The following is a 23527-nucleotide window of genomic DNA, read 5'->3' as shown; positions in this document are numbered from 1 at the left end:
TGCCGAACCCGGCAGTCCAAAACTTCGCTCAAGGTGCGCTGCTCGTTGTTGTCTTCAGTGTTAGAAGTGCCTTTTTCCGATATAGTCGAACGACTATCCTGCTTGCAGAAGCTACATAGGCCACTCCTACAATGATATAAAGTGGATTAAATAAAAGTACCTCATTGCGGACGTTTGGCCAGCACTCAGCGACAAGAGCCATAGCCAATAAACATAGAGAACTGGAAATGAAAGCCTCGTCGTATATGGGTAGGAGCCGTCGAATGTGCTTTCCAATTACAATAGCGGCATCAACTGGTAGCGCTAGCAGGTACAGCGCATCCTGATTGTGCTGTTTTAGCCCTTCTATGCCCAGGAGACTTCTTCCGAGCAGCGATCGCTTTAGCACCTTGCGCCGAGCTAATTTCTCATAATACGGAAGAAGGTTATTGTTCATTTTCTAGCATCTGAATATCAAACTCACCTATGCTCGCGCCTGCCTTTCAACAAGCTGCCAACGCTTCTACCTAAGCAGCCGACCTGATCGTTTGATTGCCTGCCCGGTAACCCGCACCTACATTATAAGGCAGGTGTTTATACACAGCATTTCCAGCCGGGAATTTAATCGAGGTGTCAGCAAAGCCAAACGAATTGCGGAGCACAGGCTACATTCATAACGGATCGTGGTACTCCTGCTCATGTAAGTTAACGTTAGAGGATTACCATAATCTATCTAGATGAAATAATAGCGTAGCGGCTTTGTTAGCTATGCCGGAGAGTGCTGAGATTGAATTTGCACCTACTTGGCTAACTAAGATTGCTATGCGAGCGGTAGATTTTTCATAGTGTTTTATTAGATACCAGCGTTAGTCTCAGCTTCGAAAAGTGGGTTCTAATAAAGTTGACAGCCAAGTAGAACAATGGGCAATATCTACGCCTAGCACTCGAACTTTCATCTCTACTATTACCAGCTTTAAGATTGAGCCAGGTGTTTTGCTAATGGAGCGACGATCTGTAGCTCTGGCAATATCTTCTAACGGCATTTTCTTTAGCAGCAGCAGATTATTCAGCTCAAGCCGTCCGTATCTTTCGACTTCCACTGGGAAGCTTCCACAAATTCGTTATGAAATCTCTTACTTGCTCGCTGTTATTGTGAGCAGGCCTCAATAAAAAAGTTCACTGCTGATAACAACAGTGAACAGTGTGTCTCGAGAGGATATATGATTACGTTCTAAGCTAAGAAGATAGAACGAGATGACAATGTACTACGAAGCAGCCGCTTTCGCTTCTGTTGTTTGCTGTGCGGCAGCGGCTGTTTTAGAGCCAGCAACTGCTGTTGACGTAACAGGAGGTTCGTAAGTTGCATCGAGGGCATTCGCGACTCTTGTAAAGTCGAAGCCCATTGCCCGAAGAGCATGCCATAGGTGCCCTTGCAGCATGAAGAAGGCTAGGAAGAAGTGGGCATTAGCCAGCCAACAGCGAGCCGTATGAGCGCCGGCTGGTAAACTCACCGTATCTGCGAAGTAAGGCGTAACACCGAGTTTGATCGTCAAAGGTGCGCCGTAAAACTCGGGTGGGTACGCAAGTGTGTTGACTGCACAGAAGTATGCAGCAACAAAGCCAGCTAGAGCAATGCCACCTAAAGAATAGGAGAGAATGGCCTCGCCGGAGAAGATCAATACGTTCTTAGCCCACTTCAGCGGAGGAACGAGAATATGCCAGACGCCTCCTGCAATCAACAAAACACCCACAAAGACATGTCCACCAACGAGGTCTTCAAGGCTGGTAATATTAGCGAAGTTAAACTGGTAGCTAAAGATAATCGCAGGATTTAGAGTAACATCAGTGATTGTTCTTACTTCTCCGATCGTGGAATCATACAAGCCGCCCCACCGAGTAGCTTTAGCTACCAGCAACAACGCGCCTGCTCCTAGAAACAACAAATGGTGGCCTAAGATAAGCCCTACTTTAGCCGGATTATTCCAATCAAAGGCGAAGTTCTGTGCAGGGCCGTCGGCATCTTTCAAATTACCGTCCATATTGCCGCGAACGGTGTGGAAGAGTGCGCCTGCTCCTAGCACCGCGGAAGAGATTAGATGTATAGAGCCAATCACAAAGTAAGGATACGAGTTGACGACTTCACCACCGTTACCAATGCCGATGCCCAGTGTCGCTAGGTGAGGAATAAGAATTAGACCCTGCTCGCCCATTGGCAAACTAGGATCGTACTGAGAAAGTTCAAACAACGTGAAAGCACCTGCCCAAAAGACAATCAGAGCAGCCTGTGCGACATGAGCCGCGATAAAAAGCTGTGAGTCGTTAGCGAAACGGGCATTACCTGCCCACCAATCGTACTTCACAGTTGGTTTTCCATACGCTTGCATAGTTGCAAAGCCTCATATGTTTTACAAACAGAAACTGTCAGGCGACGCGCAACCTCTCTACCATTTTCATCAACCTACTATTGCCATTAACGAAGACAATAGGTAATAGGTAATGAACTGTTAGATAGTTGATTTAACAAGCGGTCTTACGTGGAGTTTATTTTGATGAAATAGCTACATGAGCTGTTTCTATGAAGACCCTTTACTTTGACACACAGCCGCTGTTAACTGCGATCGCTCCTACACAACGCAAATTGCCTGTGCTTGATCCAACAATATTCTACTTCTTGATTAATGACAATAGGTCTTGATAGTGATGTCTCTTCGTGATGCAATACAAAGAGAAAAATTAAGGCCAAGAACCTTGTGTAAAGGGGCTATCAAATGATTTATTAAGTTTTATGTCGCGTGATAGGTACTGTTTAACTCAAGAAACTTTGTCAACAGTAAGTAGGATTTGTCGCTAAAAATAATTAAAAATATTAGCTCCTAGCCTAACTGAAAGAATCAATCTCAGAGACACTAGGTACTTTGGAGGCTTTACACGTTCAGAATACAGGCGTAGCAGATTGATGGCCTCATCAACCACTGATACTGCTTCTTGATTGAGAAGTGAAGGATGCACTCAAAACATTTGCATGAATGTTCTTGACACTAATTATCAACTAAAGCTATAAGTATCTTGATGAGACTGGTTCCCATGAATGAGCTACCTGAGTTTGGAGTACTGAAGCGCCTTATGCTGGCAAAGCTTATGTCGACAGAGTAGATCAGGCGAGGTGGATTAGCGGGAGTAATGAAGAGGTTAGTATGGTGGTATCCGCTGTGACTATTGCTTGTGAAGATCGTTGGCAGGTATATCACCGGCTTCAGGAACTAGATATTGACTGTGAATGTAGCGGCTTTCAACCGCTGAAGGTCAATCTTCAAACACCGACTGAAGCACTGCAGCTATGGAGCGTTGTCAGGCGCACTTCAGATTCGAGGCAGTCTCTTATTTCAGCGCTTTATCGAAGCTGGAAAGCACCAGATGCAAACGGCCCTGAATGCACCATATGAATCTTATTGCAGCTCTCTTGGCTGAGTTGCAAAAGGTCAGATTTGATTGAAAGTGACGCCATTTGAAGGGCTTTAAGGCCAACATAGAGCTAAAAGATGCGATTACAGCACCGCGCCTAGTATTTGCAATGTCGTCAGCGTTGCGGGTGTTAGCCCAGTAGCACCTCGCAAGTTCATACCTCTCTCCATAAAGGCGTTTGGCAACTAGCACTCCTAGGTAGTCTCCGGTACGAGCACTCCAAATTCTTATCGTCTGGTCTTGAGAACCACTGGCGATTGCCTCCCCGCCTGCGCTAAACGCCAAAGAAGAAACCAAATGCTGATGCCCTTCACACACATGTAGGCACTCTCCTATTGTGGCATTCCACACCCTAATCACATGGTTATGGGCGACGCTAGGGGGTGAGTACCATCCGGGCGAAAGGCCTCGAAAAATCCAGTTAGTATGGCCTTTTAAGGCCTGAGCACACTTTCCCGCGTCCCATATTCGCAGTGTACGATCGGTAAAGACCTGCACTAACGCCGCCTTTCTAAATTTGGATGGGGTGCGATCCGAGCCGCTCAGTTGGATAATGGGCTTATGCAGCATTTAGAGCTTCCATCTAAGCTAGCTATCAGTAGATCTAATCAAACAGCGCAGCAAGAGAAGACATTCAAAGGAGAACTTGACGTACAGCTGTCACCAACGGAGTTAGACATATAGCGCCAAGTCTGCTGAAATCGAAAACTGGCAAATTCCATTCTGACAGAGGTGAAAGCAAGCGGTTAGTTCAAAGGAGGAGACGCAAAAGTATGACCGGGAACTATCAACCATGGTGAATAGCAGTCTTCTACACAAACACTGTCCTACCCGACCAACTCATCAAACAAGTCACCGAGACTGAAATGAAATTTGAGACGTTTCCTTCGAGGAAATACTGCTTGATAGAACGCTTGGCGATCACATCCAAGAACCTGATCGATCGCCAACTTTCAATTCGCAGGCTCCTCATCTCTCGATGTTCTAAAGCTATCCCGTTCTATTCGTGCTAGTTCTTAAAAAACCGAAAAGTAACACGAATGCTCTATTGATGATGACACTGCCTTTAGAAGCTGCTCTACGCCAAAGTTTTGCTGGATGAAGAAAAAATGAACATTGTTCTATTATACCTGGTTTATATATTTGTCTTATTAGCAATACTCAACGTACTAATCTTAATCGACTACTTTTCAAATCGGAGAAAATAACCAAACGATGAACCACTAGGGATAACCCAAGCTCAAAGCGAATTCCCAGTTGATAATTCGTCTTAACGTTGCTAATCCAGATAAAAGATGAGCAATATTATCTTTGGCGAGCTGTCGGTCAACATGACATAGTGCTGAATGTCTCGATGCAGCGCTGCCGATAGAGTCATCGTCACTAATCAGCTCAATAAGGGAACGGCAGATAGGTCGACTCCGGTCAGTGGGCCGAGCACAGCGCTTTCTTTCAGCCTTAACCGATACGTAGTCACCTCCATTACCACCAGCAAAAGCACACCGCTCCTGACTATAGAGAAAAGATGCGACAGAGAATGGACAGCTGGCGATTCTTTGCTGGAGAGAGGATACTGTCAGCCCTGAGTAGCCAAAATAAAGGATTCGGCCAGCTGATAGGCTAGGTGCGATCAGCTCTACCTCTACCTCATGGATTGTCCGCATTGCCACTCGCCTCATATCTCGCAGCTCCAGCGCAAAACCCATCTAGGCTATACCATGTTTCGCTGCAAACGCTGTCGCCGGACGTTCAATCAGCGCACAGATACGCCATTTAATTTTGTGGAAGTCCCAACAGACATTATCTTCCAGGTGTTGCTCTGCCGCGTCCGCTATAAGCTCAGCTATCGGGATGTGGCTGAGTTCTTTTTGCTTAGAGGCTTTCAGTTTACCCACGAAACTGCAAGGGATTGGGAGGAACGTTTCCTACCTCATTTTACAGAGCAGATTAGAACAAAGCGAAAGGGCAAAGTCGGCAAATTATGGATGATTGACGAGACTTACGTGAAAGTCTGTGGGCAGTGGTGCTACCTCTACCGAGGCATTGATGAAGATGGCAATCTGGTAGACGTTCGCCTTAGCAAAACTCGCGACATGGCTGGCACCAAAGCCTTCTTTGCTCAAGCCATCGATCTGCACGAGGACGCTCCTGACAAGGTCGCGACCGATGGCTTAGCATCTTACCCACGGGCGATTGAAGAAGACTTAGGTGAGAAAGTTCAGCATGAAGTCCGCCCCTGCACAGCCAATCCAGTTGAACAAAGTCATCGGCGCATCAAACGCCGCTATTATCCAACCCTGGGGTTCGGTGAGTTTGAGGCTGCGCAGAGATTTTGCAGAGCAGTCGATGAAGTTGGCAACTTCCTGAGGCCTCGTAGCCGAATGGCAGAATTCGTGTGCCTTGGCGATCGCAGAGCGCAGTTACTGAAGGGAGTTGAAGAATTGGAAGATCTGTTCCAAGCTTCCTAAACAGAAATAGGGGTAGGTGCGATCACACTACTGATGAGCAGGTGAATTGTGGCTACTCAGTCCTGACAAATTCAGAAGCGCTTGTTTCTCTTGATACCGCCTTAGAAATTGATTCCAATAATATTATGGCCTGGAATAACAGAGGCCACCTACTAATCGTACTAGGACGATATAAAGAGGCGCTCGACAATCTGAACAAAGCCCTAGAAATAGACCCTGGCTATTCTTCCGCCTGGCATAACCAAGGTGAAAATGTCAGAACTGGGTAGCCAAATATAGTCAAATTGGCATTGCTGCGATCGCCTACAGCGGGCTGCGCCATCGCCCCCTCTTCAATCTGGCCTAAGCAGCCTTGAATAACGCTTCTAATTCCTCGATCCCTTTGACGAATCTTTGCCTACGCTCACTGAGACATACGAACTCTGTCATGCGCGATTGCGGCCTCAAAAAGTTTCCCACTTCATCTACCGCTCGGCAGAACCGCTGGGCCGCATCGAACTCGCCGAAGCCCAGGGTTGGGTAATAACGGTGCTTGATTCGCCGATGGCTCTGCTCTACAGGATTGGCGGTGCAGAGTCGAACCTCGTGCTCAGTGCCCTTGCCCAATTCTTCTTTGATTGCCCGAGGATAGGATGCCCAACCATCGGTGGCTACCTTCTCGGGTGAGTCCTCGTGAAGGCCGATGGCCTGGGCAAAAAAGGCTTTGGTTCCAGCCATATCACGAGTTTTGCTGAGACGGACGTCTACCAGGTTGCCATCCTCATCAATGCCCCTGTAGAGATAGCACCACGCTCTTTTTACTCGAACATAGGTCTCGTCAATCAACCAGATCTTACCGACTTTACCCTTTCGCTTTGTCCGTATTTGGTCGGTAAAATAAGGCAAAAACCGTTCCTCCCAAAACCGCACTGTTTCATGGGTGAATTGGAAGCCTCTCAGCAGAAAGAACTCGGCTACATCCCGATAGCTGAGCTTATAGCGGACGCGGCAGAGCAACACCTGAAAGATAATATCGGTGGGAACTTCGATAAAATTGAAGGGGCTATCCGTGCGCTCATTGAAAGTCCGGCGACACTGCTTGCACCGAAACATGGTATAGCCTAGATGGGTTTTCCGCTGGAGTGGTGAGACACGAGTCGATGGGCAGTGTGGGCAATCCATGAGCGATTGGTAAGGATGAGCTGATCGCCCCCAGCCTAGCAGTCAGCTGGCCGATGCTATATTTTGGCTACTCAGGGCTGACAGTTAATCCGAGACGCTGAGAGTGCTATTCCAGGTGCGCGGTTAATTGGCGCAGGGCCAAATCTAGTCGGTATTTCTGATATTGCGGCAATCCTCGAATGCTCTCGGTAAAACATCAGACAACATCTGTTAGATGCTAGCGCCCCCGTTCCTACTTACCAAGGCAAGCGAGACATATGGCACTTTGGAGAGGTGCTGATCTGGTTGCGAGACGCTAAGGGGGTGCAAATCGCGCCAGAGCTGATAGAGGTTGCAGCCTACGCTATGCGGTTCAATGCTGCCCAGGAAACAGAAAAGGCTGAGAAAGTCGCAACGCTGGTTTAGGCCGCACATCCACACAGATACACACTGCCCTCGCAACGTCTCGACCAATCAACGAACCGCTGCTCGCTCTGTCCACGGCTACCCTCACTTTCGCACCAGTTGCTAACGCGGCTGAAAGTATTCCTGCCTCGCTTCAACAACGTCGTATAGAGCAGCTCGATACCCAGACTAAGGCAGTCGATAACATTCAGGATGCTCGTCTTGAGTTCCTCAACAACCAAACCAAAGCCGTTGAGAACGTTCAGACTACACGGCTCGAGTTCCTCGATAGCCAGACTAAGGCAGTTGATGACGTTTGAGGCCACCCATATCATTGGCAAAAAGAATACGCGGCGGCTAGAGTGAACGAGGGAAACAATGTACTGGCTGGAGGAAGCGTTGGTCTCATTTGACAGTGGGGTAACAGTCTTTCTGCTCGGTTAGACTAGAGCTTGCCTTTGATCGATTTTGATAGCACTAACGATAGCCTGCGAGATAGTAGCATCTACTTCTTACTTCAGTATGACCTGTTCTAGATAATCTGTTCTAGTGGTGTCTTTTCTTCTATTTTCAGTATCGTTTGGGCTCAGGCTAAAGGGGTAGCTGAATTGTAAATTCGGTTCCCTTACCAAGCTCAGACTGCACAGACAAGTTGCCGCCGTGGGCTTCGGTAACGATTTGTCGAGCGATAGAAAGACCAAGACCTGTTCCCTTCCCAACTGCTTTGGTCGTAAACAAGTGGTCAAATATTTTTTCTTTGACCGCTTCCGACATCCCTTTACCATTGTCGCCGATGCAAATCTCTACTGCATTCCTCTCAGCGCGTAACGCTGTTTTTATCGTAATCGTCTGCGATCGCTCTTTCAGCGCTTCGAAGGATAGTTGTTGAGCAGCCTCGTCAAAGATATCAATCGCGTTCGCTAAAAGATTCATAAACACCTGATTAAGCTGACCTAAAAAACAGTCAACAAGAGGTAAGTCGCCATAGTCTTTGACAACTTCAATCGCAGGGCGCTGCTCATTCGCCTTAAGGCGATACTTCAAGATAAGTAGCGTACTATCGAGTCCTTCATGCAAATCTGCACTGACTTTATCTTTAGTATCTGCCCGAGAAAAGCTTCGTAAGCTCTTGCTGATAGCGATAATTCGATCCATCGCATCTTCCATCGAACCCAATAACTTCGGAAAGTCCGTATAGATATAGTCCAAGTCAATCTCTTCAGCATGGTCTTGTACCTTCTCAGTCGGCTGAGAGTATTCTGTCTGATAGACCTCTATATGCTCTTTTAGATCTTGAAAATAGCCTTCAGCATTCGAAATACTACCACTTAGAAAACCAATCGGGTTGTTGATTTCGTGGGCAACACCCGCGACCAAATTTCCTAGAGCAGACATTTTTTCATTTTGCACTAGCTGTAGTTTGGACTGTTGCAATTCATCTAAGGCGAGCTGCAGCTCACTATTTGTTGCTTGAAGTGCCTGCTGTCGGTAAACATTTGTGGTAATTACGCCACTCATCAAAAAAGCTAAAAACGGAGCCGCAACCGGTAGGAGCCATCCCTGTAGAAACGCTAGATAAGCCCCGCCGAATAACAAACCGCTCATACAGAAAACTGTGAGCAAGGCATTGAGCAAAACATTTCTATGAAAATGGTACTGCTGTTGGGAGCGCTGCTTGGAAGAGATAGTCCAGCTGCTGAGAGCGCCCAGCAAAGACCATATCAATATCCCAACCGCCTGCTGTAGTCTGGATAATCCGGATATCCCTCGACGACCAGTCAGCGCGCTTTGGGTTAATTGACTGGCAATGTTAGCGTGAATAAACACACCTGCCATAACCCCTTGATCGGAGTTGTGTAAGCTGTTGTAGGGTGTCTCAAAAAGATCGTTTATGCTTGTGGCTGTGCTGCCAATGAAAACCATGCGGTCTTGCATAACATCGGGCTCTACTTGGTTGCTGAGTACGTCAGCCATCGAGACGGTGATAAAAGCATCCGCTCGACCCCGCCAGTTCATCAGTATCTGATAACCCCCTAAGGTTTGCTTTGAATAGCCTGCTTCGTTTGGCCGTAGCGGAAGAAAGGAAGCTTTACCCAGCAGAAACTGTTGCCGCTCGGTATCTACTGGTGTCAGCTCAATTCCTTCTGTCTCCAGATACTTCAGCGCAACCCGCGTAGCCAACCCAGCCTTGATCTGGCTATCTTCTTGGTCATCGGTACCGGTGAGTAAGGCCCGACGGATTTTGCGATCGCCATCTAACACTAAATCGGCTAGCCCGACTTGATCTCGTTCTTCAAGTGCAGGCGGCGGATTAACCCGATTGCCAAAGATCTTTTCAACCCCAATTAGGTTAGGCATTGACTGAAAAGTGTTGACGAGCGCCTCATGGCCGGGGTCTTCAGGTAAATCTCGGTAGATATCTAAGCCAACGGCACGAGGGGAATGTTGGTTTATCTTTTGTAGCAGCTCGGCTAACAAAGCATCGGGAACTGGCCAGTCTCCAGCCGCTTGAATATCTTGCTCATCAATGGTGACAACTACGATGTTTGGATCAACGCTCTCAACCGGGCGAAACCGGAAGAAGCTATCTCTGATTTCCCATTCCACAGTGCTAAAAAGAGACAGCGCATCGCCAGCAATCACTGCAAAAGCAACCGTAGTGGCCACCACATAAACACTGCGGGTGCGGTGTACGAAAGCTCGAATTTTTGACCACATTGTTTAAAGATCTATGGATAGATGGCAATGAATAGATGGTGGAAACTAGCGTATTGATAGCATTCCCGGTTTCACACACCTAGCACGACAAAAGACGGCACGACAAAAGACGGACAGTGCTAGCTACCATCCGTCTTTTAGGTCAAGTTTGAATATTAATTAGCGCTGGTCTAGCGATATCACAATTGGCTCAGTCGCAATATCTGCTAGCCCAACTGATTCGAGAAGCTCATACCAGTGATTGGCGATCGCCTGATTATCTTGGGCACCGCCCTGTAAACGAGCGAGTTGCGCGACAGTGTCATACCAGACACCATTTTGCGCTAACGTTTTAACGTTCGATAAGCCCTCACCATGGGCCAACGCTAGCATCAGTTCAGCACTAGGCTCAATCCGCTTTATCCAACCATCCACAAAGGGACTACCCGGGGTTAGCTCGCCCTCCACATGCAAGGCTACATACCATTGATAGTTTTCTGAAACCACAAGTTCAGGTGCTTCATCTGGCATTTCCACGGCCACTACACCGCCGCGCTTTGGCACCGCTAGGGTCATTTGATAGATCGTATGCTTAGCTTCGTTTTTCAAGCTAAAGACGGCGGTATCGGTATCAGAAGCTGGTACGTAGACCAGAATAGTCGGCCTTGCTTCTAAGGTAGTGCCATAGAAACTACTAGGCACTACCGCCAGCATGGACTCGGCGGTCGGTGATGCAATGGTAGTTGGTATTACCCCACCGAGGTTGCTGCTCGCGTTACTGCTGCTTGTAGCGCCTGCCTCATTTTGCCCTATAGGCAACCCTTGAGGGGCTGCTTCGGCTGACCCTGGGGAGGTGGCCTCAGGCGGGAGCATAAGAAAGTCTCCGCGAGAGGCTCCGCTTGCGGTATCTCGCGGCGCACTGCTACCTGTGGGGGGAGTGAAGAAGTTGTCGCGAGAGGCGCCTCCGGTTGCCGAACGAGGGGCCGAGTTATCAGCTGGCGGAGTAAAGAAGCTACCTCTCGAAGCGCCTCCGGTTGCCGAACGAGGGGCCGAATTATCAGCTGGGGGAGTAAATGGAATCGCATTGGCAACGTCCATCCGTACCCAGGCTGTGGCAATCACAAGTACAGCAGCTCTGATAGCTCCTAAGAACCAATGTTTCATGTCTATTTCTGTTGTTCCGATAGCTAGTGCCGTCAACTCTCGAACTATATAGCGTTCGCGACTTGGCTCTACACATTTTCTAGGGCTAAACCCTTGAGGCATGAAGAGCTAAGTGGTCAGCAATGACCGTAGGCTTTGCCTTCTTGCAGAGTATGCATCTGGCCATTGCTATAGCTTTCAAAGAGTTGCTTGAGACATTCTCATCGGCTAAAACTATCATAGAGCAACAGGCAACTCTTCCTACAAAGTAAGAATGCATCCTTACTTTGCTATATACAATTGCTAGCCTAAAGAATTCTCCTTTGAACCGTGAGGCGTACTTTCGCGGAACTTTGTATTAAACCTTACATAGAGTACAGACGGTAATTACGGTCATTACAGGCTAGCGCCAATTCCCCACCAGAGTGTATGCCGACCAAAAGAACGGATCGCTGTAGCTCGGATCTGCTATCAGCGTTAGCTGCGCTTGCCTTAGCGCTTCTGCTTTGGTTATTTCTGATGTACTAATGCTTTCGTACAAGGCTTGCATAAGCATAGCGGCGGCTTGATCCTTGACTGGCCAGAGGGTGGCCACTGTCGATCTTGCTCCAGATTTAACTGCTAAGCCTGCCAACCCTAGCACGGCTCGGTCGTCTCCTAACGCCGTATCACAAGCACTCAGCACCAGCAGCTCAATTGGATCCAACTGCCCTCGGCTCTGTAGAATCTCGGAGAGTTCTTGCACATTCAAGCGTCCTTCCCACGTAGAAAGAAAGGTATCTTCCAATCGAGAACTGAACTGACCGTGGGTTGCTAGATGCACAATATTAGCTGTGCTGTTTTTGATATTACTAGCTAGGGCAGTGCTGGTAAATGCTTCATTTAGAAGCGTGTCGGTGGGAATCAGCTTGTCAATATCAGCGAGTTCTGTTTCTACTGCAGGTAAAGCGCTTAAACCGTTTCGCGCTTCACTAATCCCACCAGCGATCGCATTAGCGTCAATCTCATCAAGCGATTGGGCACTCATCAGCTGTAGGCCCGCAGAAAGTGCAACGGCGTACTTTTCAATCAGGTACTGTTCGCCATCATGCAGCGCAGCCATCGGGACGTTACGCAGCAGCCCGTCTAAGACAAACACCACTGTTTCGGTTGTAGTCGTCATCTGGCGTTCTTCGGCGGGCCTGATTAGCCAGTCGTAAACCTGTTGTGAGAGCGCTAGGCGGCGCGCATTGTCGGCAGCTGGGTGAATGACACCGAGCAGCTCGCGCAGAGTATCTTCTACTGTATCGGCGCTCACTGGTGCGGCATGGTATGCCAGGGGTTGACCAGGGCTAGAGGTAATGACAGCCAGACGATCTGGCAAGATAATGGGATAGACAATGGTGGCTTGTGTATCGACCTGATCGATTTGTTGAGAGGCAATATCAATGCAGGCTTCCTTGAAAAAATCATCCAGCTCTGCTAATTGTAGGGCTTCAATCACCTCCCGGGCCTGGGCTAAGTTCTTTTGGCTCGGTTGCGCCGCACGTTTGTTGCCAGAGCTGCCTGTTTCTAGCAACAAGCTCACAAGTTCTCGATATATTGGCTCTGTGTTTTCTCGAAAAGAGAATTGAACAGCCGGATCAATAGCCACTAAGTCGCTGCGCAATGACTGCAAACTATCGACGGCCTCGCTGTAGGCGGTGATTGCCTCAGCCGTGTTGTTTTGCTGCTTGTGAATGCGGCCAAGCTGCCAAGCAGACTGCGAGGCAATATCATCGGCTTGAATGGAACGGGCGATCACCAGTGACTGTTCGGTGAGGGTCAGCGCTTCTGACCACTGTTCGGTGAGGGTATATAGCGCGCCCCACTGGTTCAAGGCGTGGGCTTCAGCCTGCGGATCGTTAAGCGCTCTAGCTGCTCTTACAGCCTTTGCTAAGAGTTGATTATGCTGCGTGATCGGCAGCGATCGCCCTAAAGCCTCTTCTCTAGCTAGGCTTGCACTTAAATTCACTGTGGCATAGACGGCTGTTCGGCTTGGTGGCAGCTTTTCTAATTGCGTTGCGATATTATTCGCCGTAGAGGTGCTCTGTTCTATGTCGCCAGAATTCACATAGAATCGCAGTCGCTCCAGATCGGCTTTCAGGGTATCGGTAGGGTTTTGGGCCGCTTGTCTGGCTCGCTCAAACATTGCGATCGCCGCTGCCGTATCTCCCCAGTCGGCGGCGGCTTTGCCCAAGCTCAAATAGGTTGCGCTCAGTTCGTTTGTTGCATTGATAGCGACGGCAATATTAGCACTTTCAAATAGGGCGGCTCGGCTACCTTCTAGATCACCAAGTACACGTAGCGCCTCGCCCAAAGTCCTCAGCCCGTTAGCCTTCAGCGCTGAGTCTGGCAGTGTTCTAAGCTGCTGGGTAATCTCTTCTAACTGCTGGCGCGATCTTCGATAATACCCCAAGCTTTGCAGCGCTTGAGCCTGGTTGAGCTGACTCCCCAAAACGCCTGAAGTATCCTCCGCCTGCTGGTAAAATGCTTCACTCTGTTGCCACAAATCTAAAGCGAGTTCGGCCTGTCCGAGGTGATAAACCAAGCTAGCTTGAGTATTGAGCACCTGTGCCTGCAGCATAGGATGCGGACCTTGACCAGCGTTCTGTTCACCACGACTTTCTAACAGTTTGCTATTTTCTGATAGCTCATCTAATAGCTCAACGCTCTGCTCGACAGCAGCTTCTGCTAAATCCCAGTGACCTAGCGCCTGATAGGCCAGCGACAAATAGCTAAGCGCCATCATCTGAGTTGTTTTGGCATCTTGTGCTCTGGCAGCATCAACTGCGCTTTGCCACGCCTCTACAGCGCCTGAAAACTGCCCTGATGTATAGCGCTGACGGCCCGTTTCTATTAATTCCGAGGCGATCGCCCGAGTTTCGCCAGAAATCTCGATAGCGCTGTCCATAATCTCAGCCGAGACAATTCCCGATTGATTAGCTGCCTTTGCCAGAGACGTCAGACTGCCAGCTAGACTAATGCCCAGAAAAGTTGTTACAGCATACTTCCAGTTACATTTCATTGTTATTTCTAGTCAGCCTGTTCTAACAAATTAAGGCACTTGGTAGTGGGCAATCGAGACTGGGTAATTCAACGGTGAGGCAGCAGCCCGAATAGCCACATTTGTCCAGCAATTAGGTTTTAATGTCTGTTTCAATATCTGTTCAGAGCATGCCCGATCGTCAGCAAAAGAAACTTTTGTAAGCCACAGCGCACTTAAAGTTTCAACAGACTCGCTCATCCTATAAAGCAGCACTACCTAGCGCAGGTGCCATAAGCTCTCAGACCAAAGGGAGCTGAATCTGTAGCCATCAACTCTATCTGACCTGATGGGCTAGTCCGCCAACCATTGGCTTCAATCACTTTCAAGGTTTCTGAAGCTAAGTCAGCGGCAATATCTGTAGGAGCATCAGGAACAATGCCGCTAGCTATAGGTGAATCGGTAACAGTTGATGGATCATCGCGCCAGAATGTAGATAGGTCACGCACGTCTGACCATGTGCGATTGTCTGCCACTGTCTGCGTTGGACTAATCGGTATGCCACCTCGCCCAGTTGCCACAAACCTGTTATCACCTGTAGCTGAGCAGCCCTCGATGATCTGCTCGCTAGCATCAGCGGTCTCTTCAGGAAGTACGCTGAGGTCAGAGGTTGGTGCTACACCAAAACTGTTGATTGCGACCGTGCCGTCAACACCAAACTGAGAGCTGGCAGTAATATCACTCTCCGGGGTAAGCTGCTCGCGAAACATGAAGCCAAAAAGACCTTGAGTTGAAATGTTAATATCGCCGCCCTCTCCTTGAAAGGCGTTGGCAATGATATCGCTGTTTTCAGAACCCACAATAGCCGGAGCGGAAATCTCGATGTTGCCACCATCTCCGCTTCCTCCCTGGGCCGAGGTTTCAATCCGGCTGCCATTGCGAGCAATCAAAACGTCTTGAAGCTGCAGGTTGATGTTGCCACCTCCCCCATCTGCTGTTACAGCATTGATACCTCCTTGATTTAAGAAAACAGAATCTGCATTAATTTGAATCTGTCCACCATCGCCTTGCCCTTGATTGAGAACAGCAACACTATTGCCTCTACCTAGCACCCTCAAAACCGGAGTGGTTAGCGTTACACTTCCAGCCGATCCTTGGGGCGTACCCGATAGGTTCAGCAACAATTGATAAGACAAGGGCGGAAAGTCAACTGTCGAGGCAATTGTACTGTCGTTGCTGCTGGGCATATTACGACTAATTTCTATCTGTTCGGAGGCTCGAACATCGATATTACCAGCATTGCCTAGTCCCACACTGGTTGTGGTTAACAGGCCACCATTTTGCACCAATAGATTGCGGGTGCTAATGTTCACATCGCCTGAATTGCCGCCCCGGCCCGCTGTATTAGCGATAACGACGCTAGGGATATCGGCTGCGCTCGCACCTACAACATCGACAGTATCTGCGTAGATCGTGACATCACCGCCCCGGCCGCTGCCTAAAGTCGTAGAGCCCAAATAGCCCCCATCGCGCACTGATAAAGACTGTAGAGAAGCTGTTACATCACCAGCATCACTACTGCCAGAACTGGTGGTGCCCACAACCGTAAATACATTGGGTGCAATCGGAACAAAACCAATAATCGTTGCTTGCTCAGCGTCAAGCATTAGGTTGCCACTGCCACCAGGGCTGAAAGAACGGCTAAAGATGGTTGCTCCATTTTGAACTGTGAGCTGGGGTGTTGTAATGTCTATATCACTTGCTGCTCCTAGCAGTACGGTCTCTGCAACGACACCGCTAACCGAACTCACTGTTGGGGATGCGCCATCTATCAATAACTGCTCAGTTGCATTGATTGAGATAGGTTCGGCTGCATTGCTACCTCGATTTTGGTTCCAAACCATTGAACCACCGCTAAGAGTAACGTTGCGCCCTCTTAGCTGGCTAGCACCCACAAGCGAGCCACTGGTATCGACAAGTGATTGTTGCGACAGCGTAATGTCGCCAAACTGCTCTACCTGATCATAGCTGGCTGAAAACCCTCGTTCTTGTAGATTTAGAACAACGCTGCCAGCAGCAACACCGCTTAGCTCGATATGACCCCCGGAAGCGGTGATGCTGCCCCCTTGTAAGTTAACCGACCCACCGACTAGCGCTAGCGTTTCACCCGCAGTCACACTCAAACCAGACGCCGTAGCCTGGGTATATGGCAGAAAGATTGGATTTGTGGATGAGACTGCATGGCCATCGCCTAGCACTGTGATTGCCTTAGGCATGCCCGATCCAAACTGTAGGCCAGTGGGCGTACTGACTGTTAGCAATGGCGGAGCCTGCGGCGCGATCGCCGAAAATATTAGATCGTCAGAGAACGTCACAGCATCGGCAGTACTAGCAAAGAACGCCCCCGGCAGCACTAGGCGAGCATTCTTCCCAAAACGAATACCACTAGGATTGATTAAAAATAGTCTGGGGCTGTTTCCTCCGCTCAGCGCCAGTTCTCCATCGATTAGAGAAGCATTACCTCCTACTACCCGAGTGATAACCTGCTCAATGTTTGATTGGCTACTATCTAACTGGAACAATACATCGGCAGCTTCTGGGGAAAAGTCTTCAAAGCTATGGAACAAGGTGTTGAGCTGCTGAGTGCCGCCTGTCACTGTAAAATCAGTGGTTCCACTAACAACAGTCCGTGCCCCCCGTGTGTTCGAAGCGGGCGTTACCGTTTGAGCCACGGCTGGCATTATCCAACAAAGCCCTACAGCCAAACCTGCAACTAAATTTCTGAGATGCCTGAGCAAGGCAGTTTTCCTCAAGAGCCTTTAGCAATGATTAGCGCTATTGTTCCCGCTGCGACTTGGTTCAATACAGCATGAAAGGGTAGAACAGCGGCAGATGCTGAGATTCTGGACTACCGAGCAAAAATCATTTTGAGCGCGATCGCCAGCATTGCCGCGCCAAAGACCTTTTCTAGAAGTACGTTGGGCAGAGTAGTCGCCAGCTTTGCCCCCAGCAACCCTCCGATAAAAAAGCCCACACATAGAAGTGCTGCCACCTGAAAATTGACGTATCCTTGTCGGTAGTATGTCCATGCAGCCAGTAAACCCACCGGCGGGACCAGCATGGCCAGGGTTGTGCCCTGAGCATCGTGTTGTGCGAATCCAAACCCGAAGATTAGTGCAGGGACGATAATAACGCCTCCGCCGATACCAATTAAGCCACTCACAACACCAGCAGACAGCCCTAACAGTAGGTACAGAAAGATATCGCTCATGGCAGTAGGTCGTAGGTAATATTTCCTTTCATTTAAGCACCGATAATCGGAATTTCCGTTAATACTCTCAAGACTTGCTTCTACATTTGCAGCGTCTGACCTTTGTTCTCAATCCTTTGCTTGTGAGTCAAGGGGATAGAAGAGTAGAGTTATTCGAAACTTTTCCTTCTATCCGACACACTTGTCAGGTCAACCGTTCAGAGCGACGGCATTCAATCCAATAGCCAGCTTCCCTACTTCTTCCCTACTTCTTCCCTATTTCACTTTATTGTCGAAGCCAGCTAGATAAGTCAAAAATCTAGAGAAGTAAGGAACTAAGCACCCCTACGGCACCGACAAGGAGACCGTTCTGCTGTCTCAAAGTCCTGGAAACATAGCTTGTAGAAGCAAGGAGAAAACGTTTTAGTGGACAGTTCTGTTCTAGTCATTCGCTAATTCTTAATGCAATTTATCCAAGGCAGACATGTTAGATACGCGCACAGCTTGTATTTCTTCTAAGGAACCTTCGACTTCCAGAGATATGACCTCTTCGCCTTATGACACTGCAGCCGTAGCTATGGCGCTAGATGACGCACAGGTTATAGATTGGCTGCTTGTCCGTCAGTACAAAGATGGGAGCTGGGGCGGCCATATCCCTTTTCGTGCTGACCGGCTTTTGCAGACCATGATGGTAGTCCGCAGCCTGCTGTTTTTACAGCGCTGGCAACCTAGCCGAACCATCTTGCAGGATGCAATTAGCAGAGGCATTAGCTTTATATCAGACACTCTTAATCAGTGGGGTGATGATGCTTTAGAAGAGTGTGATCTAGCGGGGTTTGAGCTGCTTATCTCTACTCACCATCTCTGCCTTCGCCGGGATAGCGTGGCAATCCCGGCACTGCCTCTTACTCTAGAAAAACGATGGCAACGCAAGCTGAGATTGTTGCCAAGTACGCTCTCTAAAGATATTCCACCATCTCACGTTCTGCATGCTATCGAAGCCCTAGAAGGATGGGCAGATGGACAGCGGTTGGTCCATCACATTGCGCTTACTTTAGATCCTACTCAGTTGGTAGGATCTTCTCCTTCGGCCACCGCATATCTACTTCGAGCTGGTGGGTTGAACGAAGATCAGAGAATCTCTTTAAAAAAAACGCTTCGCCAAGCTCAGGTTGAAGATCGAGGTTATCCTGCCACAACACCAGTCAGCAGCTTCACATCGCTTTGGAAAATGTATTATGGCCTTAGTACTGGCGGTGACACGACCCATGAGCACGCTCAAGTTTTTGATGCTCTAATCAGGTGTCATCGGCCTATTGCTGGTATTGGCTGCAACCCTGAGTTTATCGCTGATGCTGACGATACAGCGATCGCTCTTTTGCTAGCTGCGAAACTAGGCCGGGTAAAGACAGCCAACATCCTGGCAAACGCACTACTCGAGAACTTCTACGAGGTTGGTAGCGGGTTCTTTCGCACCTACCCGTTTGAGATGACCGTTTCTATCTCAACGAATGCTCGTGTTGTTGAAGCACTGAGAACAGCTGCTCCATTCCTAGCTCAAAGTGGAATATTTGGAAGTCGTTATGCCAAGGCGTACCACAGTACTGCTCAGTTTGTACTAGATAATGCTTGGCAGCGTGATAAGTGGCACGTGTCACCCTACTATGCGATGCATGCTTGTAGTCAAGCTCTACAGACTAGGGGAGGGTTAGGGGGACAATGTTCATGGCACCAAGAGAAACTTCAGCAGCTTTTAGACGAGCAGCATTCGGACGGCGGTTGGGGTATTTCGGGAACAACCTGTGAAGAAACATGCTATGCGGCTTTGACGCTGCTCAACTTAGCGAAGTATAGTGCGTGCTTCCAGCTTGAGCTACCGCTGACAAGGGCGCTGCTGTTCCTGCGATCGCCAAATAAAACAGAATCCACTGAGCTTTGGATTGATAAAACTCTTTATCAGCCCAAAGCCATGTTACAAGGTCTTTTCAAAGCTACTTGCGCTGCGATATCAAACTACCTTCTCGGTTTGACTGAAGTCACTAGGCAAGACCACATACGAAGCCTCGCCTACCTTTAGAGTCGTACCTGAACCTTCTTACTTGATAGCGAGCAATCTAGCCTCATACTTAGCAATAGCTATGCAACCCACGGCTATGACCTGATTCTTTGTTAGTCTAGGCATACCCTCAAAAGAGCTAGATGAGTGCTAATCACAAGAATCATTTCTGGGTGCCAAACTGGTGTTGATCGAGCTGCTGTTGACACTGCAATTGAATTGGGAATCCAACACGGTGGATGGGTTCCAAAGGGGCGAACCGCAGAGGATGGAGAACTCAACCATCAGTATCATGTCAGGGAAACACCTAGCCCCGATGTCAACTTGCGTACCGAATGGAATGTAAGAGATTCTGATGCAACGCTGATCATTTCAAGTGGACAACTGACGGGTGGCTCTAGGTTCACCCAGCAGATGGCACATCAGTACAAAAGACCTTTACTTCATATTGATCTTGTCAAACTGTCAATTCCTGAAGCTGTGGAGCAAATCATTCAGTGGCTATATTCGACTCAAGTTGGCACTTTGAACATTGCAGGACCACGACGCTCAGAAGATTCTGAAATCTATCAGAGGACAAAAGTATTATTGCGTACAGTTTTGCTCTTAGGAAAGATCGAAAGGTATTGTCCTTTTTGTTAAAGTATTGGTGATTGTTGGGGCAGTCACTGAGAAATTGAGCGTTGCACTACTACCCGCGGGGCCATGTTTTGGCAACCTACAGCGATCGCTCCAAAGTGATGACCCTAAATATGACCAACACTAGCTCATTATGATGACGTGGTTGCACAGCACACACATTGTTACGTTTCACCAGCTTCTACATAGAAGGCTCAGACTATTTTTCCCTTGAAAGAAGTAGGAGCACGGTCAACCTAGGATGGGGGAAACCCTATGCAGCAACTATCCCTTACGTGACAACGCCGTCAGAACAGGAAGGAGTAGGACCCGTGAAAAGTCGAGAAACTTGGTTGCTCGTGACCACTAGCTACTGCATAGTCCTCCTAGCTTACTTTTTCCTTGGTTCTCGAGATACGATACTCTCTCAAAGGTCTTGGTGGTGTACCAGTGGCATTGCGCCGCTATCCTTCTTGATTTCAGTAACCCTACTGACAGTAGGTCTGAGCCTGGCTAAGCCTATAAAGTTGAGAGCAGTGTTAGTATTTGTCGGACTCCCTTATGCAACGTTTCTGCTCTCTTCTCTTCCGTGTTTAGGACGACGGTTTGGACTTGATGACGTTGTGTTTATGGTGGCTGGAGCCTTTTTCTTTTATCTCATCAACTTTCTCATCGTAGCTAGTATCTGTATCCGCAAATCACGATAGAGAGCTTTCTCCTTGTGCTTACATTCCATACGAACGCCGCGAGATTTGCGTTGTGCGTATGGAGAATGCGACGAATAAGGGCATACTCTGACCAATGCTTTTTTTGTGGCTTAAAACCCAGCTACCGTGTTGGGTTTTAAGTCACTATGTCGATCGCGCTTTCACTCGCCAGACGCATGAGCTAGACCTTGAAGCCCCCTGACTAAGATAAGGCACTGCTCGACTCTAAATACTCCTAACCTTTGACTGATAGGCAGCTACGGTCGTTGACTTCTCTCCGTTAATCCTAAACGGGTCTAGCGAGGTTTTGATTAGATGTAAACAGCGCTTCCACTCCTTTGTCCATACTAGCAGTGCTCTGTCCATACTGGCAGTGCAGACCCCTAGAACAAATTCAATAATCAAAAAGGAAGTATCCATGAAAAGACTATTCAAGTTCGCTCTACTCTCTTTTGCTATTGCCACGACGGTGCTATTGGGCCTGGGTAGTTCGTCAGAGGCAAGGCTCTATCAACCTATTAGATACTCACTAGGCGGCACAAACTACGCTGAAATCTGTTTAGAAGAAACGCCTCACGAGTACAAATGCTATGAAGAGAGGACTAATCCAGCTACGGGTGAAGTAACCGGCAATACCTATATAACCAGCGCCAAGCAAATGACAGAACACATCATGCGCTACTCGGGCAACGTCTGTATGTCTGTTTATGATTCTGACTTTGCAGACGGCGAGTTTATCTGCCGCAGTCAAGACGGCTTTTACAGAGAAGATTAGTCATCCGAGATTGTCAAGTTAATACGTACTGAGTCAAACAAACTGGGTCAAACAAGACACTCTTATCGGGAAAGCTTTTGTCTGGTCGACCTATGCGCTCACACCAAACCCAGTCAGCGTTGACGCACTCTCTCCGAATTTGTCAGGACTGAGTAGCCACAATTCACCTGCTCATCAGTAGTGTGATCGCACCTACCCCTATTTCTGTTTAGGAAGCTTGGAACAGATCTTCCAATTCTTCAACTCCCTTCAGTAACTGCGCTCTGCGATCGCCAAGGCACACGAATTCTGCCATTCGGCTACGAGGCCTCAGGAAGTTGCCAACTTCATCGACTGCTCTGCAAAATCTCTGCGCAGCCTCAAACTCACCGAACCCCAGGGTTGGATAATAGCGGCGTTTGATGCGCCGATGACTTTGTTCAACTGGATTGGCTGTGCAGGGGCGGACTTCATGCTGAACTTTCTCACCTAAGTCTTCTTCAATCGCCCGTGGGTAAGATGCTAAGCCATCGGTCGCGACCTTGTCAGGAGCGTCCTCGTGCAGATCGATGGCTTGAGCAAAGAAGGCTTTGGTGCCAGCCATGTCGCGAGTTTTGCTAAGGCGAACGTCTACCAGATTGCCATCTTCATCAATGCCTCGGTAGAGGTAGCACCACTGCCCACAGACTTTCACGTAAGTCTCGTCAATCATCCATAATTTGCCGACTTTGCCCTTTCGCTTTGTTCTAATCTGCTCTGTAAAATGAGGTAGGAAACGTTCCTCCCAATCCCTTGCAGTTTCGTGGGTAAACTGAAAGCCTCTAAGCAAAAAGAACTCAGCCACATCCCGATAGCTGAGCTTATAGCGGACGCGGCAGAGCAACACCTGGAAGATAATGTCTGTTGGGACTTCCACAAAATTAAATGGCGTATCTGTGCGCTGATTGAACGTCCGGCGACAGCGTTTGCAGCGAAACATGGTATAGCCTAGATGGGTTTTGCGCTGGAGCTGCGAGATATGAGGCGAGTGGCAATGCGGACAATCCATGAGGTAGAGGTAGAGCTGATCGCACCTAGCCTATCAGCTGGCCGAATCCTTTATTTTGGCTACTCAGGGCTGACAGTATCGATCATAAAGCACTCTAGGATCAAATACATCGCTTCTCAAGATTCCAGAATCACGCCAAAATTGTCTGAGTGAATCGGTTTGCAGCTGTGTTCCATCGTCCTTATCGTAGACCGTGTACCTCCCATTGATTAGTTCAACAATGTGCTTCGGCCCCACTGCGCCCATAGTGTCGGGGGGAATAAAGTTAGAGTTCACGAAGAGTGTACTACTTGTGAAATTTAGGCCAATAGTAGGAAGCAGTGGAGCCTCTGCATTCAGAGAAGCTTCAAAAGCAGCATTGGAATTACCGCTGCGCTCCGTGGCGGTATTAGAACGCTCGATAACTGGGCGATCGGTTCCATTGTTGCTGAAAGCTGCCGTTTGGCTGAAAATCTGATCGGGATGACTCACCACGTCATCGCTGTTGAAGTAAAACTCGTGGCTGCCTTCTAACCCTGATAAAGTTGTGACCGTCTTCAATTTCATCTTTTAAGAACTCCTGATTTTTGACTGATAGCTATGATGCGAATTTGCCTTGAATGTTTAGGGATTAGATATAGAAGTCATAACCCGCTGTTACAGAGAGTTATGCTATTAATTATCTATAGCTGTTGAAAACTAAAACTAAAAAGAGTCATTAACACCTTTAAATCCAGATTGAGCGACAGAATTGAGTGTTAGCACTTGCTAAAAAGGCTCTACTTTTATGCGAACTAGGCGCACAAGGCTTCTAGGA

22 protein-coding genes are annotated in these 23527 nt (G+C 48.4%); 7 read left to right on the top strand and 15 right to left on the bottom strand.

Annotated features, from left to right (window positions below; all coding sequences use genetic code 11):
* Positions 1-28: 28 nt before the first annotated feature.
* The 3 genes from S7335_RS20985 to S7335_RS20975 all read right to left on the bottom strand — a co-directional run bounded on the left by S7335_RS20985 (position 29) and on the right by S7335_RS20975 (position 2363).
* Entirely contained in the window at positions 29-436 is a 408-nt protein-coding gene (locus tag S7335_RS20985) for a hypothetical protein (protein ID WP_038019351.1), read from the bottom strand.
* Positions 437-851: 415 nt separating this feature from the next.
* Positions 852-1079 (bottom strand): hypothetical protein, encoded by a 228-nt coding sequence (locus tag S7335_RS20980; protein ID WP_006458202.1) that lies wholly within the window; start codon positions 1077-1079, stop codon positions 852-854.
* Positions 1080-1244: 165 nt separating this feature from the next.
* Positions 1245-2363 carry a chlorophyll a/b binding light-harvesting protein gene (locus S7335_RS20975; protein ID WP_006458083.1) on the bottom strand — a complete coding sequence of 373 codons (1119 nt, stop codon included), beginning with the start codon at positions 2361-2363 and terminating at the stop codon, positions 1245-1247.
* An 810-nt stretch (positions 2364-3173) separates the two neighbouring features.
* Here S7335_RS20975 and S7335_RS29570 point away from each other — a divergent pair.
* Positions 3174-3422, top strand: coding sequence for an Asr1405/Asl0597 family protein (locus tag S7335_RS29570; protein ID WP_071777035.1), 249 nt, complete (start codon positions 3174-3176; stop codon positions 3420-3422).
* Here S7335_RS29570 and S7335_RS20970 read toward each other — a convergent pair.
* Together S7335_RS20970 and S7335_RS28050 are read right to left on the bottom strand one after the other, a co-directional pair.
* Complete coding sequence (locus S7335_RS20970; protein WP_038019350.1) at positions 3358-4011, bottom strand: WD40 repeat domain-containing protein; 654 nt, start codon at positions 4009-4011, stop codon at positions 3358-3360. The genes S7335_RS29570 and S7335_RS20970 overlap by 65 nt on opposite strands.
* 653 nt (positions 4012-4664) lie before the next feature.
* Positions 4665-5147, bottom strand: a complete 483-nt coding sequence (locus S7335_RS28050; RefSeq protein WP_198011488.1) for a hypothetical protein — start codon at positions 5145-5147, stop codon at positions 4665-4667.
* 12 nt (positions 5148-5159) lie between these two features.
* Here S7335_RS28050 and S7335_RS20965 point away from each other — a divergent pair, with 12 nt between their 5' ends.
* Both S7335_RS20965 and S7335_RS29565 read left to right on the top strand, forming a co-directional pair.
* Positions 5160-5909, top strand: a complete 750-nt coding sequence (locus S7335_RS20965) for an IS6 family transposase (protein ID WP_006457764.1) — start codon at positions 5160-5162, stop codon at positions 5907-5909.
* 41 nt (positions 5910-5950) lie between these two features.
* Positions 5951-6178: a tetratricopeptide repeat protein gene (locus S7335_RS29565; RefSeq protein ID WP_006458232.1), complete on the top strand. Its 228-nt coding sequence runs from the start codon at positions 5951-5953 to the stop codon at positions 6176-6178.
* Positions 6179-6251: 73 nt separating this feature from the next.
* On the opposite strand, the gene S7335_RS20955 is transcribed toward S7335_RS29565, so the two are convergent.
* Positions 6252-7001: an IS6 family transposase gene (locus tag S7335_RS20955; RefSeq protein ID WP_227500079.1), complete on the bottom strand. Its 750-nt coding sequence runs from the start codon at positions 6999-7001 to the stop codon at positions 6252-6254.
* Positions 7002-7343: 342 nt separating this feature from the next.
* Between S7335_RS20955 and S7335_RS29270 the strand changes: the two genes are divergently transcribed.
* Entirely contained in the window at positions 7344-7475 is a 132-nt protein-coding gene (locus S7335_RS29270; protein WP_255346489.1) for a hypothetical protein, read from the top strand.
* Here S7335_RS29270 and S7335_RS20945 read toward each other — a convergent pair.
* The 6 genes from S7335_RS20945 to S7335_RS20920 form a co-directional block, all read right to left on the bottom strand.
* Positions 7472-7789, bottom strand: a complete 318-nt coding sequence (locus tag S7335_RS20945) for a hypothetical protein (RefSeq protein ID WP_038019348.1) — start codon at positions 7787-7789, stop codon at positions 7472-7474. The two genes, S7335_RS29270 and S7335_RS20945, sit on opposite strands and share 4 nt — an antisense overlap.
* 256 nt (positions 7790-8045) lie before the next feature.
* Positions 8046-10172, bottom strand: coding sequence for a CHASE2 domain-containing protein (locus tag S7335_RS20940; protein ID WP_006458438.1), 2127 nt, complete (start codon positions 10170-10172; stop codon positions 8046-8048).
* 159 nt (positions 10173-10331) lie between these two features.
* A complete protein-coding gene (locus S7335_RS28045; RefSeq protein ID WP_038019691.1) occupies positions 10332-11315 on the bottom strand; it encodes a DUF928 domain-containing protein in 984 nt (327 codons plus the stop codon).
* A 382-nt stretch (positions 11316-11697) separates the two neighbouring features.
* Complete coding sequence (locus tag S7335_RS20930; protein ID WP_006458466.1) at positions 11698-14340, bottom strand: CHAT domain-containing protein; 2643 nt, start codon at positions 14338-14340, stop codon at positions 11698-11700.
* 233 nt (positions 14341-14573) lie between these two features.
* Positions 14574-17030: an S-layer family protein gene (locus S7335_RS20925; protein ID WP_198011473.1), complete on the bottom strand. Its 2457-nt coding sequence runs from the start codon at positions 17028-17030 to the stop codon at positions 14574-14576.
* Positions 17031-17206: 176 nt separating this feature from the next.
* Positions 17207-17569: a sulfite exporter TauE/SafE family protein gene (locus S7335_RS20920; protein WP_006458121.1), complete on the bottom strand. Its 363-nt coding sequence runs from the start codon at positions 17567-17569 to the stop codon at positions 17207-17209.
* A 520-nt stretch (positions 17570-18089) separates the two neighbouring features.
* Here S7335_RS20920 and S7335_RS20915 point away from each other — a divergent pair.
* Together S7335_RS20915 and S7335_RS20910 are read left to right on the top strand one after the other, a co-directional pair.
* Positions 18090-19625, top strand: a complete 1536-nt coding sequence (locus S7335_RS20915) for a hypothetical protein (protein ID WP_157620603.1) — start codon at positions 18090-18092, stop codon at positions 19623-19625.
* 126 nt (positions 19626-19751) lie between these two features.
* Positions 19752-20246 (top strand): putative molybdenum carrier protein, encoded by a 495-nt coding sequence (locus S7335_RS20910; protein WP_006458396.1) that lies wholly within the window; start codon positions 19752-19754, stop codon positions 20244-20246.
* Positions 20247-21154: 908 nt separating this feature from the next.
* Here S7335_RS20910 and S7335_RS20905 read toward each other — a convergent pair.
* A complete protein-coding gene (locus S7335_RS20905) occupies positions 21155-21349 on the bottom strand; it encodes a hypothetical protein (RefSeq protein WP_038019340.1) in 195 nt (64 codons plus the stop codon).
* On the opposite strand from S7335_RS20905, the gene S7335_RS20900 reads away from it, so the two are divergent.
* Positions 21348-21704: a hypothetical protein gene (locus tag S7335_RS20900; protein ID WP_006457792.1), complete on the top strand. Its 357-nt coding sequence runs from the start codon at positions 21348-21350 to the stop codon at positions 21702-21704. The genes S7335_RS20905 and S7335_RS20900 overlap by 2 nt on opposite strands.
* Positions 21705-21912: 208 nt before the next feature.
* Here the strand turns inward: S7335_RS20900 and S7335_RS20895 are convergent, their stop codons facing one another.
* Both S7335_RS20895 and S7335_RS28040 read right to left on the bottom strand, forming a co-directional pair.
* A complete protein-coding gene (locus tag S7335_RS20895) occupies positions 21913-22662 on the bottom strand; it encodes an IS6 family transposase (protein WP_006457764.1) in 750 nt (249 codons plus the stop codon).
* A gap of 132 nt (positions 22663-22794) precedes the next feature.
* Entirely contained in the window at positions 22795-23277 is a 483-nt protein-coding gene (locus S7335_RS28040; RefSeq protein WP_006458450.1) for a hypothetical protein, read from the bottom strand.
* Positions 23278-23527: the final 250 nt, after the last annotated feature.

Origin of the sequence: Synechococcus sp. PCC 7335 (assembly GCF_000155595.1) — a bacterium.
In the GTDB taxonomy this organism is placed as follows: domain Bacteria; phylum Cyanobacteriota; class Cyanobacteriia; order Phormidesmidales; family Phormidesmidaceae; genus Phormidesmis.
The sequence above is the reverse complement of the archived record's forward strand: the minus strand, read 5'-3'. Positions and strand labels throughout refer to the sequence as shown.

What these genes read in the sequence shown, in the direction of transcription:
- S7335_RS20945 (WP_038019348.1), bottom strand. Translation starts at nt 7,789, where the DNA reads ATGATATGGGTGGCCTCAAACGTCATCAACTGCCTTAGTCTGGCTATC.
- S7335_RS28040 (WP_006458450.1), bottom strand. Translation starts at nt 23,277, where the DNA reads ATGAAATTGAAGACGGTCACAACTTTATCAGGGTTAGAAGGCAGCCAC.
- S7335_RS20905 (WP_038019340.1), bottom strand. Translation starts at nt 21,349, where the DNA reads ATGGATACTTCCTTTTTGATTATTGAATTTGTTCTAGGGGTCTGCACT.
- S7335_RS20970 (WP_038019350.1), bottom strand. Translation starts at nt 4,011, where the DNA reads ATGCTGCATAAGCCCATTATCCAACTGAGCGGCTCGGATCGCACCCCA.
- S7335_RS20985 (WP_038019351.1), bottom strand. Translation starts at nt 436, where the DNA reads ATGAACAATAACCTTCTTCCGTATTATGAGAAATTAGCTCGGCGCAAG.
- S7335_RS20915 (WP_157620603.1), top strand. Translation starts at nt 18,090, where the DNA reads ATGACCTCTTCGCCTTATGACACTGCAGCCGTAGCTATGGCGCTAGAT.
- S7335_RS20930 (WP_006458466.1), bottom strand. Translation starts at nt 14,340, where the DNA reads ATGAAATGTAACTGGAAGTATGCTGTAACAACTTTTCTGGGCATTAGT.
- S7335_RS20955 (WP_227500079.1), bottom strand. Translation starts at nt 7,001, where the DNA reads ATGTTTCGGTGCAAGCAGTGTCGCCGGACTTTCAATGAGCGCACGGAT.
- S7335_RS29570 (WP_071777035.1), top strand. Translation starts at nt 3,174, where the DNA reads ATGGTGGTATCCGCTGTGACTATTGCTTGTGAAGATCGTTGGCAGGTA.
- S7335_RS28045 (WP_038019691.1), bottom strand. Translation starts at nt 11,315, where the DNA reads ATGAAACATTGGTTCTTAGGAGCTATCAGAGCTGCTGTACTTGTGATT.
- S7335_RS20895 (WP_006457764.1), bottom strand. Translation starts at nt 22,662, where the DNA reads ATGTTTCGCTGCAAACGCTGTCGCCGGACGTTCAATCAGCGCACAGAT.
- S7335_RS28050 (WP_198011488.1), bottom strand. Translation starts at nt 5,147, where the DNA reads ATGGGTTTTGCGCTGGAGCTGCGAGATATGAGGCGAGTGGCAATGCGG.
- S7335_RS20920 (WP_006458121.1), bottom strand. Translation starts at nt 17,569, where the DNA reads ATGAGCGATATCTTTCTGTACCTACTGTTAGGGCTGTCTGCTGGTGTT.
- S7335_RS20965 (WP_006457764.1), top strand. Translation starts at nt 5,160, where the DNA reads ATGTTTCGCTGCAAACGCTGTCGCCGGACGTTCAATCAGCGCACAGAT.
- S7335_RS20975 (WP_006458083.1), bottom strand. Translation starts at nt 2,363, where the DNA reads ATGCAAGCGTATGGAAAACCAACTGTGAAGTACGATTGGTGGGCAGGT.
- S7335_RS20940 (WP_006458438.1), bottom strand. Translation starts at nt 10,172, where the DNA reads ATGTGGTCAAAAATTCGAGCTTTCGTACACCGCACCCGCAGTGTTTAT.
- S7335_RS20900 (WP_006457792.1), top strand. Translation starts at nt 21,348, where the DNA reads ATGAAAAGACTATTCAAGTTCGCTCTACTCTCTTTTGCTATTGCCACG.